The sequence below is a fragment of the Lelliottia nimipressuralis genome, assembly GCF_004115925.1.
In the GTDB taxonomy this organism is placed as follows: domain Bacteria; phylum Pseudomonadota; class Gammaproteobacteria; order Enterobacterales; family Enterobacteriaceae; genus Enterobacter; species Enterobacter nimipressuralis.
Genome location: NZ_SDDX01000009.1, coordinates 1 through 14,067, shown reverse-complemented (window position 1 = coordinate 14,067; position 14,067 = coordinate 1). Strand labels below are relative to the sequence as shown.

At 56.8% G+C, this 14,067-nt stretch carries 15 protein-coding genes and 1 other annotated feature; of the genes, 10 read left to right on the top strand and 5 right to left on the bottom strand.

The features are described 5' to 3' along the window. The first annotated feature begins 152 nt into the window (after positions 1-152). On the top strand, positions 153-404 hold the full coding sequence (locus ETG88_RS08760) for a YciN family protein (RefSeq protein WP_100779968.1): 252 nt from the start codon (positions 153-155) through the stop codon (positions 402-404). Positions 405-438: 34 nt separating this feature from the next. Here ETG88_RS08760 and sohB read toward each other — a convergent pair whose 3' ends face one another. Beyond that, the gene (sohB, locus tag ETG88_RS08755) at positions 439-1,482 is read right to left on the bottom strand and encodes a protease SohB (RefSeq protein ID WP_129035204.1); all 1,044 of its coding nucleotides are present in this window, start codon (positions 1,480-1,482) and stop codon (positions 439-441) included. A gap of 254 nt (positions 1,483-1,736) precedes the next feature. Here sohB and ETG88_RS08750 point away from each other — a divergent pair, with 254 nt between their 5' ends. Both ETG88_RS08750 and cobO read left to right on the top strand, forming a co-directional pair. Beyond that, on the top strand, positions 1,737-2,498 hold the full coding sequence (locus ETG88_RS08750; RefSeq protein ID WP_129035203.1) for a YciK family oxidoreductase: 762 nt from the start codon (positions 1,737-1,739) through the stop codon (positions 2,496-2,498). After that, positions 2,495-3,085 carry a cob(I)yrinic acid a,c-diamide adenosyltransferase gene (cobO, locus tag ETG88_RS08745; protein ID WP_129035202.1) on the top strand — a complete coding sequence of 197 codons (591 nt, stop codon included), beginning with the start codon at positions 2,495-2,497 and terminating at the stop codon, positions 3,083-3,085. Before ETG88_RS08750 ends, cobO begins: the two co-directional genes overlap by 4 nt. Before the next feature lie 33 nt (positions 3,086-3,118). Here cobO and rluB read toward each other — a convergent pair whose 3' ends face one another. The 3 genes from rluB to rnm all read right to left on the bottom strand — a co-directional run bounded on the left by rluB (position 3,119) and on the right by rnm (position 5,595). Further along, the gene (gene rluB, locus ETG88_RS08740; RefSeq protein ID WP_100779964.1) at positions 3,119-3,994 is read right to left on the bottom strand and encodes a 23S rRNA pseudouridine(2605) synthase RluB; all 876 of its coding nucleotides are present in this window, start codon (positions 3,992-3,994) and stop codon (positions 3,119-3,121) included. 99 nt (positions 3,995-4,093) lie between these two features. Continuing rightward, a complete protein-coding gene (locus tag ETG88_RS08735; RefSeq protein ID WP_095282224.1) occupies positions 4,094-4,714 on the bottom strand; it encodes an L-threonylcarbamoyladenylate synthase in 621 nt (206 codons plus the stop codon). Beyond that, the gene (gene rnm / locus ETG88_RS08730; protein WP_129035201.1) at positions 4,711-5,595 is read right to left on the bottom strand and encodes an RNase RNM; all 885 of its coding nucleotides are present in this window, start codon (positions 5,593-5,595) and stop codon (positions 4,711-4,713) included. The genes ETG88_RS08735 and rnm overlap by 4 nt, the downstream gene beginning before the upstream one ends. Positions 5,596-5,733: 138 nt before the next feature. Here rnm and trpL point away from each other — a divergent pair, with 138 nt between their 5' ends. The 6 genes from trpL (at position 5,734) to trpA (ending at position 12,407) form a co-directional block, all read left to right on the top strand. After that, positions 5,734-5,778: a trp operon leader peptide gene (gene trpL / locus ETG88_RS22575; RefSeq protein WP_107704263.1), complete on the top strand. Its 45-nt coding sequence runs from the start codon at positions 5,734-5,736 to the stop codon at positions 5,776-5,778. Beyond that, positions 5,755-5,849 (top strand) — a sequence feature (Trp leader region). (Overlaps the previous gene by 24 nt.) Positions 5,850-5,874: 25 nt before the next feature. Beyond that, entirely contained in the window at positions 5,875-7,437 is a 1,563-nt protein-coding gene (locus tag ETG88_RS08720; RefSeq protein ID WP_129035297.1) for an anthranilate synthase component 1, read from the top strand. Further along, complete coding sequence (gene trpD / locus ETG88_RS08715) at positions 7,437-9,032, top strand: bifunctional anthranilate synthase glutamate amidotransferase component TrpG/anthranilate phosphoribosyltransferase TrpD (protein WP_100779962.1); 1,596 nt, start codon at positions 7,437-7,439, stop codon at positions 9,030-9,032. The genes ETG88_RS08720 and trpD overlap by 1 nt, the downstream gene beginning before the upstream one ends. Before the next feature lie 3 nt (positions 9,033-9,035). Then, positions 9,036-10,394 (top strand): bifunctional indole-3-glycerol-phosphate synthase TrpC/phosphoribosylanthranilate isomerase TrpF, encoded by a 1,359-nt coding sequence (gene trpCF, locus ETG88_RS08710; protein WP_129035298.1) that lies wholly within the window; start codon positions 9,036-9,038, stop codon positions 10,392-10,394. Between the two features lie 10 nt (positions 10,395-10,404). Further along, a complete protein-coding gene (gene trpB / locus ETG88_RS08705; protein ID WP_100779961.1) occupies positions 10,405-11,598 on the top strand; it encodes a tryptophan synthase subunit beta in 1,194 nt (397 codons plus the stop codon). Continuing rightward, the gene (gene trpA / locus ETG88_RS08700; protein WP_129035200.1) at positions 11,598-12,407 is read left to right on the top strand and encodes a tryptophan synthase subunit alpha; all 810 of its coding nucleotides are present in this window, start codon (positions 11,598-11,600) and stop codon (positions 12,405-12,407) included. Before trpB ends, trpA begins: the two co-directional genes overlap by 1 nt. Before the next feature lie 32 nt (positions 12,408-12,439). Here trpA and ETG88_RS08695 read toward each other — a convergent pair whose 3' ends face one another. Next, positions 12,440-12,892: a MarR family winged helix-turn-helix transcriptional regulator gene (locus ETG88_RS08695; protein ID WP_129035199.1), complete on the bottom strand. Its 453-nt coding sequence runs from the start codon at positions 12,890-12,892 to the stop codon at positions 12,440-12,442. Between the two features lie 73 nt (positions 12,893-12,965). On the opposite strand from ETG88_RS08695, the gene ETG88_RS08690 reads away from it, so the two are divergent. Beyond that, positions 12,966-13,913, top strand: a complete 948-nt coding sequence (locus tag ETG88_RS08690) for a quinone oxidoreductase family protein (protein WP_129035198.1) — start codon at positions 12,966-12,968, stop codon at positions 13,911-13,913. Positions 13,914-14,067: the final 154 nt, after the last annotated feature.

Here is a 14,067-nt window from a genome sequence, read left to right as displayed (position 1 = left end):
CTACCTGATAAAATCTGTTACGCAACTTTATTAGCATGCAAAAGCAAATCGTGCCAGCTTTGCACCAGGCACGTAGCCCCGCGAAAAACAGGGAAAATTTGCCCAGGGTGCGCGTCCGGCGTAGACTATTGCCACTGTTTAAGGAGTGGAATATGCAGCAAAATACCCAACCTATCGATCGTGAGACTTTGCTTGTCGAAGCCAACAAACTGATTCGTGAGCACGAAGATACCCTGGCCGGTATCGAAGCCACCGGCGTTGAGCAACGTAACGGCGTGCTGGTGTTCAGCGGCGAATACTATCTCGATGAGCAAGGGTTACCCACCCCTAAGAGCACGGCGGTATTTAACATGTTTAAATACCTGGCCCATGCGCTCTCAGAGAAATATCACCTGGTCGATTAACGCGAAACGCGAGGCAAATGCCTCGCGTTTTTGTTTACAGCAGCGGTTTTTGTCCGCGTTGTAGCCAACGCAACAGCAAGCGGTCCGCGCTCTCGGCGGCGCTGTTTGTGAAGCGGTCGAGCATTCTCTTACGTTGAGTATAGCGTACGCCCACCAGCTCACGCCCCTCCATCAGGCTCAACAGCAGGTCATCGCTGGTACCCACTTCATCTACCAGCCCTTTTTCCTGTGCCTGAAGGCCATACCAGTGTTCACCGGTCGCTACCTGCTCGATGTCCAGCGACGGACGCATCCGTTTAACGAAGTCCTTAAACAGATGATGCGTTTCGTTGAGATCTTCACGGAATTTCTGTCGGCCCTCTTCCGTGTTCTCGCCCAGCAGGGTCAGAGTGCGCTTATACTGCCCGGCGGTGTGCAGCTCGATGTCGATCTCTTTATTTTTTAGAAAACGATTGAAGTTAGGGATCTGCGCCACCACCCCGATCGAGCCGAGAATGGCAAAGGGCGCGGCTACGATCTTATCGGCAACACAGGCCATCATATAGCCACCGCTGGCTGCGACTTTATCCACTGCAACCGTCAGCGGAATCTGTTTTTCACGCAGGCGCTGGAGCTGAGAGGCGGCCAGACCGTAACCATGCACCACTCCACCCGGGCTTTCGAGGCGCAGAACGACCTGGTCCTGAGGTTTTGCGACCGCCAGTACCGCCGTGACCTCTTCACGAAGTGAAGTAACTTCATGGGCATCCATACTGCCTTTAAAATCCAGCACATAGACCCGTGGTTTCGTTGTTTCCTGATGATCCTGTTTCGCCTTCACTTTTGCCGCTTTGGCTTCAAGCTTTAGCTTTTTCTTTTGCGCCTTATGCCACTGTTTCTGCTGATGTCCATCCAGCAGCGCCACCGACATGTCTTCCTGCATCTCCTTATACTGCTCGCTTAAGCGGGTAATGCGCAGTTCACCACGCTGACGCTTACGCTGCGTCAGGTTCACGATCAGCACTGCAATCACCGCTATAGCGATCACCACCGTCGCGATTTTGGCCAAAAACAGACCGTACTCAGAAAGTAATTCCACGTGTTCCACCTTGATTTAACCACGAATCTTTCACGACCAGTGTACAACAGCCTTTGCCAGGCGTCTCGCATACGACAATACCGCTGCGAGGCGCTTTCCAGAATGTCTTCTTGTGGCTGAAATCGTTGCAAATTGTTAATTCAGAAGCCTTCTCTCCTGTAGACTTATTGAAATCACCCGCCGTTTCGGGCATAAAGCCAAAAAGTGAAAGAAAAGCATGCGCCGCAGGCCCGTCATGCGCCACAGGAGTATTCGTGCACTATCAACCACAAAAAGATCTACTGCAAAACCGCATCATCCTGGTGACCGGTGCCAGCGACGGCATTGGCCGCGAAGCGGCACTCACCTATTCTCGCCACGGCGCGCAGGTGGTGCTACTCGGTCGGAATGAAGAAAAGCTGCGCCGCGTGGCGCAAGAGATTAATGACGCCAGCGGAAAGACGCCGCGCTGGTATATCCTCGATTTACTGACCTGTACGCCGGACTCCTGCGCGGAGCTTGCACAGCGTATCGCCGCGCACTACCCGCGCCTGGACGGTGTGCTGCACAATGCCGGTTTGCTCGGAGAAGTGCGTCCGATGGATGAGCAGGATCCGCAGATCTGGCAGCAGGTGATGCAGGTTAACGTTAACGGCACCTTTTTCCTCACCCAGGCGCTGCTTCCTTTATTACTCAAATCTGAATCCGGATCGCTGGTATTCACCTCGTCGAGCGTCGGGCGTCAGGGGCGAGCCAACTGGGGCGCTTACGCCGCGTCGAAGTTTGCCACCGAAGGGATGATGCAGGTGCTGGCCGAGGAGTATCAGACCCGCCATCTGCGCGTCAACTGCATTAATCCAGGCGGCACGCGCACGGGCATGCGCGCCAGCGCGTTTCCGACGGAAGATCCGCAAAAGCTCAAAACCCCCGCCGAGATTATGCCGCTCTATCTGTGGCTGATGGGCGACGACAGCCGCCGTAAAACCGGTATGACATTTGATGCCCAGCCGGGCCGTAAGCCAGGGATTTCGCAATGAGTGAAGAACGCCATCAGCAGCGCCAGCAGCGTCTGAAAGAACAGGTCGATGCCCGAGTCGCCGCCGCGCAGGAAGAACGCGGCATTGTTATCGTGTTTACCGGCAACGGAAAAGGCAAAACCACGGCAGCCTTTGGCACCGCCACGCGCGCTGTCGGCCACGGTCAGAAAGTGGGTGTGATTCAGTTCATCAAAGGCGAATGGCCAAACGGTGAGCGTAATCTGCTGGAGCCGCACGGCGTGGAATTTCAGGTGATGGCGACCGGTTTTACCTGGGACACGCAAAACCGTGAAAGCGATACCGCCGCCTGCCTCGCCGTGTGGGAACACGCAAAACGGATGCTGGCCGATCCGACGCTGAATATGGTCCTGCTGGATGAAATTACCTACATGGTGGCGTATGACTATTTGCCCCTGGAAGAGGTGCTGGACGCGTTGAAAAATCGCCCTGTCCATCAGACGGTCATTGTGACCGGACGCGGCTGTCATCGGGATATTCTGGAGCTGGCCGATACGATCAGTGAACTGCGCCCGGTCAAACATGCGTTTGACGCCGGAATAAAAGCGCAAATTGGTATCGACTACTAGAAAAGAAAAACCCGGCAGCCGCCGGGTTTATTTTTAGCCGTTATTGTTACGGCTGCCAGAGCGGCGAGAGGTGCTCACCTGGCTGTGGCGTTTCACCGCGCGACGAATCTGATTCGCTTTCACGCGACGACGGTCTTTTTCAACCGCCACTTTGGTCGTGGTTTCTGGCTGCAGTTCCACCAGTTCACGCAGGTAGTTAGTCTGGGTCAAATCCAGCTCGGTGTAACCACCGCGCGGAATCCCCTTCGGCAGCAGAATGTCACCGTAGCGCACGCGAATCAGACGACTCACCTGCACGCCAACCGCTTCCCACAGACGACGAACCTCACGGTTACGACCTTCCGTCAGCGTGACGTTATACCACTGGTTGATCCCTTCACCACCGGTGAATTTAATGGTTTTGAACGCCGCAGGACCATCTTCAAGCTGAACGCCGCGCGACAGGTCACGCAGTTTATTTTCATCAACCTGGCCGAAAACACGCACAGCGTATTCACGTTCCACTTCACGGCTTGGGTGCATCAGGCGGTTCGCCAGTTCACCGTCGGTGGTGAACAGCAGCAGACCGCAGGTGTTCACATCCAGACGGCCTACCGCAATCCAGCGCGCGCCGCGCAGTTTTGGCAGACGGTCAAAGACGGTTGGGCGGCCTTCCGGGTCGTTACGTGTACACAGCTCGCCTTCCGGCTTGTAGTAAGCCAGCACGCGGCAAATCTGTTCAGCAGACTCCTTCACGGAGATCACATGACCGTCGAGACGGATCTTCATCCCCGGAACGACTTCAACGCGGTCACCCAGCTTGGCAATTTTGCCGTCAACGCTGACGCGACCCGCTTCGATAATCGTTTCGATTTCACGGCGTGAACCGTGGCCAGCACGCGCCAGCACTTTCTGTAATTTTTCGCTCATTGAGCATCCTTCAGGTGTCGCCTTCACAGGCGTCGAATTAGGGTCAAAATAGCGGTCTACCGCTGTTTTGATGGCCGCGTAGTATAGCCGCTTATACCTTTACAAGAAAGGCTTTACGTCACCCACGCCTTCACGAATCACTTCTGGTGCATCTTCCGTCAAATCGACGACCGTCGTCGGCTGCTGGCCGAGGTAGCCACCGTGAATAATCAGGTCTACCTGTTTCTCCAGTCGGTCTTTGATCTCCTCCGGGTCGGACTCGGTGAAATCGCTGCCCGGCAGCATCAGAGAGGTCGACAGCATCGGTTCGCCGAGGGTCTCAAGCAGCATTTGCGCAATCGGGTTCGACGGCACGCGCATCCCGATCGTTTTGCGTTTTTCCTGCAACAGACGGCGCGGTACTTCCTTGGTCCCTTTCAGAATGAAAGTATAGTTGCCCGGCGTGTTATTTTTGATTAAACGGAAGGCGACGTTGTCCACGTAGGCGTAGGTCGAGATTTCCGAAAGATCGCGGCACATCAGGGTAAAGTTATGCCCGTCCGGCAGATGGCGGATGCGGCAAATGCGCTCCATTGCCCCTTTGTCTTCGATTTTGCAGCCCAGCGCATAGCCGGAATCGGTCGGGTAGACAATCACACCGCCCTTGCGAACGATCTCAACCGCCTGATTGATCAGGCGCGCCTGCGGGTTATCCGGGTGAATATAGAAAAATTGACTCATGCTTCCCTCTCTTCAATATGTTGCTGCGACTGCTCCCAAAGTGCCCAGACGGGTTCCACGCCTGCGGGTAACCAGAGCTTACGCCCCAGCTCAATCCATGCACAAGGCTGATGAAAATCCGAGCCTTGCGACGCAAGCAGACCATACTGACGCGCATAGGTCGCCAGCTGACTACGCTCATTGGGTGCCTGCTGGCACTGGGAAACTTCCATCGCTTCTCCACCCTGTTCGGCGAAGTGCGCCAGCAGTCTTTTCAGCCACTTAGCCGAAAGGTTATACCGACCTGGATGGGCCAGCACCGCCTTGCCGCCAGAATGATGAATGACATCAATAGCTTGTTTTATTGTACACCACTGTGGCGGAACGTAACCGGTTTTACCGCGTGCCAGATATTTTTTGAAGACATCGGCAAAGTTATTCGCTTTACCCGCTTCGACCAGAAAACGGGCGAAGTGGCCGCGCGTCACAGCGCCGCCGTTAGCAAGGCGTTGTGCCCCTTCCAGCGCGCCGGGAATCTGCGCTTTCTCCAGCCGCTCGCCAATCAGTTCCGCGCGTTGATTGCGGCGCGCTTTCTGCTCTTCGAGGAACGCACACAGGGCCGGGTGTTCGATATCAATATTCAGGCCGACAATATGAATTTCGTGATTTTCCCAGACCGTGGAAATTTCTACGCCGGATACCAGCGTCAAGGGCAGCGCGCTGCGGGCAATCTCCGCGCGTGCCGCCGGAATGGCATCCGTGGTGTCGTGATCGGTTATTGCCAGCGTACCTACACGCATTTCTACCGCGCGGTGAACCAGCGCTTCGGGCGTCAGCAGGCCATCAGAGGCCTGAGTGTGGCTGTGTAAATCATAAATCACGGCGTATTTTGTCTCGCTCAAAGCGGTTTCCATCACAGGTTTGTCGTATAACAGAGGGCTATGATAACGGCTTAAGCGCAAATTCTGAAATCAGGGGTTGACAATACGCCATCGAACTAGTTAACTAGTACGCAAGTTCACTCAAGAAGGTATCTGAAAATGAAAGCACATTTCTCTCTGCACGGCTGGTGGCGCACTTCCTGATCCTCGGGCAGTGTCACTCGTCTGCAAATTGCAAACAGATACCAGGCCCGCCACGATGCGGGCTTTTTTATGAACAGAATTAATGAGAACAACAATATGCAAACCGCCAAAACACACCTTGAGTTGCTGACCTGCGAAGCCGTGTATCGCCACAACCCTACCGCCTTATTCCACCAGGTGTGCGGTGCACGCCCGGCCACCCTGCTGCTCGAGTCTGCTGACATCGACAGCAAAGACGATCTGAAAAGCCTGCTGCTGGTCGATAGCGCACTGCACATTACCGCATTAGGTGACACTGTCACTATTAAAGCACTGTCTGAGAACGGTGCTGCCCTGCTCCCGCTGCTTGATGCGGCGCTGCCTGCGGGTATCGAAAACGAACAGCGCCCGGAAACACGCATTTTGCATTTCCCGCCGGTCAGCCAACTGCTGGACGAAGACGCGCGTCTCTGCTCCCTCTCTGTGTTTGACGCCTTCCGCCTGCTGCAAAACCTGGTCGACGTGCCAGAGAATGAGCGCGAAGCGATGTTCTTCGGCGGGCTGTTTGCCTATGACCTGGTGGCCGGTTTTGAAGACCTGCCTGAAACCGAACAAGGCAACCGTTGCCCGGATTACTGCTTCTATCTGGCGGAAACGCTGATGGTGATTGACCATCAGAAGAAGTACACCCGCATTCAGGCGAGCCTGTTCACCCCTTCGGTTTCGGAAAAACAGCGTCTGGCGCAGCGTATCGAACAGCTTCAGCAGCAGATGACCGAAGAGCCGACGGCGCTGCCGGTCCAGCGTATCGATCATATGCAGTGTGAAACGAATCAGACAGATGACCAGTACGGTGCCGTTGTACGTCAGATGCAGAAAGCGATTCGCGCCGGTGAGATTTTCCAGGTAGTGCCATCGCGCCGCTTCTCGCTGCCGTGCCCGTCTCCGCTGGCCGCGTATGACGTGCTGAAGAAGAGCAACCCAAGCCCGTACATGTTCTTTATGCAGGACAACGATTTCACCCTGTTCGGAGCGTCGCCAGAAAGCTCGCTGAAATATGACGCGCCAAGCCGCCAGATTGAAATTTATCCGATTGCCGGTACACGTCCGCGCGGTCGCCGTGCGGATGGCTCCTTAGATCGCGATCTCGACAGCCGCATTGAGCTTGAGATGCGTACGGATCATAAAGAGTTATCCGAACACCTGATGCTGGTCGACCTGGCGCGTAACGATCTGGCGCGCATTTGTACGCCAGGCACTCGTTATGTCGCGGATCTGACTAAAGTCGACCGTTACTCCTTCGTGATGCACCTGGTGTCCCGTGTGGTGGGCGAGCTGCGCCATGACCTCGACGCGCTGCACGCCTATCGTGCCTGCATGAATATGGGCACCCTGAGCGGCGCGCCGAAAGTCCGTGCGATGCAGCTGATTGCCGGGGCCGAAGGCCGTCGTCGCGGCAGCTACGGCGGTGCCGTGGGGTACTTCACCGCACACGGCGATCTGGACACCTGTATCGTCATCCGCTCCGCCTACGTGGAAGATGGCATTGCCACCGTCCAGGCTGGCGCAGGCATTGTTCTCGATTCTGTTCCGCAGTCTGAAGCTGACGAAACTCGCAGTAAAGCTCGCGCGGTATTGCGCGCCATTGCCACCGCACACCACGCACAGGAGATTTTCTGATGGCTGACATTCTGCTGCTCGATAATATCGACTCCTTTACTTACAACCTGGCAGACCAGCTGCGTGCAAACGGGCATAACGTGGTGATTTACCGCAATCATGTTCCGGCGCAAACCCTGATTGAGCGTCTGGAAACCATGCAAAACCCGGTGCTGATGCTCTCTCCAGGCCCGGGGGCGCCGAGCGAAGCGGGCTGTATGCCTGAGCTGCTGACCCGTATGCGCGGCAAACTGCCGATTATCGGCATCTGCCTTGGGCATCAGGCGATTGTGGAAGCATACGGCGGATACGTCGGCCAGGCGGGTGAAATTCTGCACGGTAAAGCCTCCAGCATTGAACATGACGGCCAGGCGATGTTTGCCGGGCTGCCAAACCCGCTGCCGGTCGCGCGTTATCACTCGCTGGTCGGCAGCAATATTCCGGCTGGGCTGACGATCAACGCCTCTTTTGAAGGAATGGTAATGGCCGTGCGTCACGACGCCGATCGCGTCTGCGGCCTGCAGTTCCACCCGGAATCGATTCTGACCTCTAACGGCGCACGCCTGCTGGAGCAGACCCTCAACTGGGCACTGCAGAAGCTGGAGCAAACCAACACGCTGCAGCCGATTCTGGAAAAACTCTATCAGGCCCAGACGATGACCCAGCAGGAGAGCCACCAGCTTTTCTCTGCGGTGGTTCGCGGTGAGCTGAAGCCAGAACAGCTGGCCGCCGCGCTGGTCAGCATGAAAGTGCGCGGTGAGCAGCCACAGGAAATTGCCGGTGCGGCGACCGCCCTGCTGGAAAACGCCGCCCCGTTCCCGCGTCCGGATTATGCGTTCGCGGATATCGTCGGCACCGGCGGTGACGGCAGCAACAGCATTAATATCTCTACCGCCAGCGCCTTCGTGGCGGCGGCCTGCGGCATGAAAGTGGCGAAACACGGTAACCGCAGCGTCTCCAGCCGCTCAGGCTCTTCCGATCTGCTGGCCGCGTTCGGGATTAACCTCGACATGAACGCTGAACGCTCCCGTGAAGCGCTGGACGATCTGGGTGTCTGCTTCCTGTTCGCGCCGAAATATCACACCGGTTTCCGCCATGCGATGCCGGTCCGTCAGCAGCTGAAAACCCGCACCCTGTTTAACGTACTGGGGCCGTTGATCAACCCGGCGCATCCGCCGCTGGCTTTGATTGGCGTCTACAGCCCGGAACTGGTACTGCCGATTGCGGAAACCCTGCGCGTGCTGGGCTATCAGCGTGCGGCCGTGGTCCACAGCGGCGGAATGGATGAAGTGTCGCTCCATGCGCCAACGCTGGTTGCCGAGCTGCGCGACGGCGAAATTCAGAGCTATCAGCTGGACGCTGCCGACTTTGGCCTGACGCCCTATCATCAGGAACAGCTGGCAGGCGGCACCCCGGAAGAAAACCGTGACATTCTGACACGCTTGCTACAAGGTAAAGGTGAAGCCGCCCATGAGGCCGCTGTCGCCGCCAACGTTGCGATGTTGATGCGTTTGCACGGCGAAGAAGACTTACAGGCTAACGCACAAAAAGTCATGGCCGTATTGCGCTCCGGCGCAGCTTACGACCGCGTTACCGCACTTGCGGCAAGAGGGTAAATGATGCAGACCGTTTTAGCGAAAATCGTCGCCGATAAGGCCATCTGGTTAGAAGCGCGCAAAGAGCAGCAGCCACTGGCCAGTTTCCAGAATGACGTGGTTCCCAGCCAGCGCCGTTTTTATGATGCCCTGCAGGGCGCGCGCACCGCGTTTATCCTGGAGTGCAAAAAGGCCTCGCCCTCGAAAGGCGTGATCCGCGACGACTTCGATCCCGCGCGTATTGCCGGGGTCTACAAACACCATGCGTCAGCCATTTCGGTGCTGACGGATGAGAAATATTTCCAGGGCAGTTTTGATTTTCTGCCGATTGTCAGCCAGATCGCCCCGCAGCCGATTCTGTGCAAAGACTTCATTATTGATGCGTACCAAATCTGGCTCGCGCGTTTTTATCAGGCGGATGCCTGCCTGCTGATGCTCTCCGTGCTGGATGACGAGCAGTATCGCCAGCTGGCCGCCGTCGCCCACAGCCTGAATATGGGTGTGCTGACGGAAGTGAGCAACGAAGAGGAGCTGGAACGCGCCATTGCGCTGAAAGCCAAAGTCGTCGGCATCAATAACCGCGACCTGCGCGATCTCTCCATTGACCTGAACCGCACGCGCCAGCTGGCACCACGTCTCGGGGCTGGGGTCACCGTTATCAGCGAATCGGGCATTAATACTTATGCCCAGGTTCGCGAGCTGAGCCATTTCGCAAACGGCTTTTTGATTGGCTCGGCGCTGATGTCTCACGACGATTTGAATGCCGCCGTCCGCCGCGTGCTGTTGGGTGAGAACAAAGTCTGTGGGCTGACGCGCCCTCAGGACGCCGCCGCCGCCCTCGAGGCGGGTGCCGTCTACGGCGGGCTGATTTTTGTCGACTCGTCTGCGCGAGTAGTAACGGAAGATCAGGCCCGCGACGTGATTGCCGCTGCACCGCTGAGCTATGTTGGCGTGTTCCGCGATGCGCCAGTTTCGGAGGTCGCCGCCAAAGCTGAAAACTTATCGCTGGCTGCCGTGCAGCTGCACGGAAACGAAGATCAGGCGTACATCAATGAACTTCGCCAGGCACTGGCACCGCAGGTGCAAATCTGGAAAGCGCAAAGCGTGAGCGACACGCTGCCTCCACGCGATCTCCAGCATGTCGATAAATATGTGCTGGATAACGGCCAGGGCGGAACCGGTGTTCGCTTCGACTGGTCCCTGCTGAACGGTGAGAAGCTGGACAACGTCCTGCTGGCAGGTGGATTAAGCCCTGATAACTGCGTAGAAGCCGCGAAAGCAGGCTGTGCAGGTCTCGATTTCAATTCTGGCGTGGAGTCTCAGCCGGGTATCAAAGATGCCAGTAAGCTGGCCTCGGTATTCAAGACGCTGCGTGCATATTAAGGAAGAGCAAATGACAACTTTATTAAATCCCTATTTTGGTGAGTTTGGTGGCATGTATGTGCCGCAGATTTTGATGCCTGCCCTGCGCCAGCTTGAAGAAGCGTTTGTCAGCGCGCAGAAAGATCCGGCCTTCCAGGCGGAATTTACCGATCTGCTGAAAAACTACGCGGGCCGCCCGACGGCGCTGACCAAATGCCGTAACCTGACCGAAGGCACAAAAACCACCCTGTACCTCAAACGTGAAGATCTGCTCCACGGCGGCGCGCACAAAACCAACCAGGTGCTGGGCCAGGCGCTGCTTGCCAAGCGGATGGGCAAAACCGAAATCATCGCCGAGACCGGTGCAGGTCAGCACGGCGTGGCATCAGCGCTCGCCAGCGCCCTGCTCGGCCTGAAATGCCGTATTTATATGGGTGCGAAGGATGTAGAACGTCAGTCGCCGAACGTGTTCCGTATGCGTCTGATGGGTGCCGAAGTGATCCCGGTACACAGCGGCTCTGCCACCCTGAAAGATGCCTGTAACGAAGCGCTGCGCGACTGGTCTGGCAGCTACGATACCGCACACTACATGCTTGGTACCGCTGCGGGTCCACATCCGTTCCCGACCATCGTGCGTGAATTCCAGCGCATGATCGGGGAAGAGACCAAAGCGCAGATCCTCGAAAAAGAGGGGCGTCTGCCGGATGCGGTTATCGCCTGCGTCGGCGGTGGTTCCAACGCCATCGGCATGTTTGCTGATTTTATTGATGACGAAAGTGTGGGCCTGATCGGTGTCGAACCTGCGGGTCACGGCATTGAAACCGGCGAGCACGGTGCGCCGCTGAAACATGGCCGCGTGGGTATTTACTTCGGCATGAAGTCGCCGATGATGCAAACCGACGAAGGCCAGATTGAGGAGTCTTACTCCATCTCCGCCGGGCTGGATTTCCCGTCCGTCGGGCCGCAGCACGCGCATCTGAACAGCATCGGCCGCGCGGATTATGTCTCGATTACCGATGACGAAGCGCTGGAAGCGTTCAAAACCCTGTGCCGCAACGAAGGGATTATCCCGGCGCTGGAGTCTTCTCACGCGCTGGCTCATGCGCTGAAGATGATTAAAGAAAACCCGGAAAAAGAGCAACTGCTGGTGGTTAACCTTTCCGGTCGCGGTGATAAAGATATCTTCACCGTTCACGATATTCTGAAAGCACGAGGGGAAATCTGATGGAACGCTACGATAACGCATTTGCTGAACTGAAAGCCCGCAAGGAAGGCGCGTTTGTTCCCTTCGTCACGCTGGGCGATCCAGGCCCGGAGCAGTCGCTGAAAATTATCGACACCTTAATTGCTGCGGGTGCCGATGCGCTGGAGCTGGGGATCCCGTTCTCCGATCCGCTGGCGGATGGCCCGACCATTCAGAACGCCACCCTGCGCGCCTTTGCCGCAGGCGTGACCCCAACCCAGTGCTTTGAGATGCTGGCGGCAATCCGCCAGAAGCATCCAACCATTCCGATTGGCCTGCTGATGTATGCCAACCTGGTCTTCAGCAAAGGTATCGATAATTTCTACGCCGAATGTGCACGCGTGGGCGTTGATTCGGTGCTGGTCGCCGATGTGCCGGTAGAAGAGTCTGCACCGTTCCGTCAGGCGGCGATGCGTCACAACGTCGCGCCGATCTTCATCTGCCCGCCAAACGCCGATGATGAACTGCTGCGCCAGATTGCCTCTTACGGTCGCGGGTATACCTATCTGCTGTCGCGCGCGGGCGTTACCGGTGCGGAAAACAAAGCGGCGCTTCCCCTGCATCATCTGGTGGAAAAACTGGCCGAGTATCACGCTGCCGCTCCGCTGCAGGGCTTCGGAATTTCATCGCCAGAGCAGGTCACCGCAGCGATTGATGCCAATGCCGCAGGCGCTATCTCCGGATCGGCGATTGTGAAAATTATCGAGCGCAACGTCGATAAGCCAGAGCAGATGCTGACTGAACTGCGCGACTTCGTCACCGCGATGAAAGCGGCGACGCGCAAGGGCTGAGTGTTCTGACCGTCTGGTGACCCGCCAGACGGTTATTCCCCTTTAATACTGTCCGCGTATTTACGCACCAGCCGAAACAGACTCCCCACATCTTCTTCCTGCCAGTCGCTGAAAATCTGGTTCATCAGCGTCATACGCGCCTGTGCGATTTTCATCGTTAACGCTTTTCCTTGCGCCGAGGTGGATACTTCGGAAACCCGTTTATCCGTCGCGCCTGGCTTTTTCTGCACCAGCGCTTGTGCCTCCAGCCGTTTAACCTGGCGACTGACAGTGGTGTAATCGCGCCCCAGCCTGTCGGCAAGCTCGACCACGCCCAGCGGGCCGTAGCGGTCAATGGTGATGAGCAACGGGAACAAAATTTGATCCAGCGAAACGCCCGCCTCTGACAGCAGGGTGTTGTCGCGTTGCGGCTGATTCATCACGCCCATGATATCCAGCAGCGCGCCGTGAAAATCCGTGACATCGTATTTATGTGCATATTGCATATATTTTCCTGGCGAGTATAGTGCTCTAAAAGATATGTGCATTTTACACATATTCCACAACAGGAGAAAGTGTATGAAAGCAGCCGTTGTTTATGATCCGCTCGCTGGGCCGGTTTACTCCGATTTTGTAACGCCCCACATTGAGCCAGGCCAGCACCTCGTTCGCGTTACCGCCTCGGCAATCAGCCATGTGGTGAAAAGCCGGGCCTCCGGTAAGCACTACAGTTTTGACGGTATACTGCCCTTTATCGCCGGGATCGACGGAACGGGCGTCACCGAAGCAGGTCAGCGCATCTATTTTGCATTTCCGCCGTCCCCCTGGGGCAGCATGGCGGAGTTTGCCCCAGTCGATGTGAATCTCTGTATTCCCTTACCTGAGGCGCTGGACGACGCTACCGCCGCCGCGATGGCGAATCCGGGGATGTCGGCGTGGGCCGCACTGGTGACGCGCGCGCAGTTTCAGCCAGGTGAGACCGTACTTATCAACGGGGCCACGGGCAGTGCCGGGCAGCTTGCGGTGCAAATTGCCCGCTACCGTGGCGCCGGGAAAATCATCGTCACGGGACGCAATCCGCAGGCACTGTCCCGCCTCAATGCGGATGCGAGCATACTGCTGAATGACGATAACGCACACATCGCACAGGCGTTTGCTGAACAGGCGGGTCAGCAGATTGATGTGGTGATCGACTATCTGTGGGGGCAAAGCGCACTCGCCATCCTCAACGCCCTGGCAAAACATACGCCAGGGCTGACGCCGGTGCGTTTTGTTCAGGTCGGCTCACTTTCCGGCGCGGAGATTGCGCTGCCGAGCGTAGTGCTGCGCGCCTCTCCGATTCAGTTAATGGGGAGCGGGATTGGCAGCCTGTCGCTGGCACAGCTCATTCAGGCCACGGGTGAGATGTTTCAGGCGGCAGTTCCGGGTGGATTCACGATTGCCACCACCAGGGCACGGCTGAAAGATGTCGCTCAGGCGTGGTCACAGGATGACAGCAAAAAACGCACGGTGTTTGTGATGAACTGATGGCAAACGGCAGAGCCTCTACGACTTAAGGGTGAGGACAAAATTGATCGGGTCGAGCTTTTGGGTGGACGACACTTTTCAAATTGGATCGTAAGAGTATGATCCCCCTTCTTTTCGGCACTCTGCCGTTTTAAATCCTTCTGAGTTCAAAGGC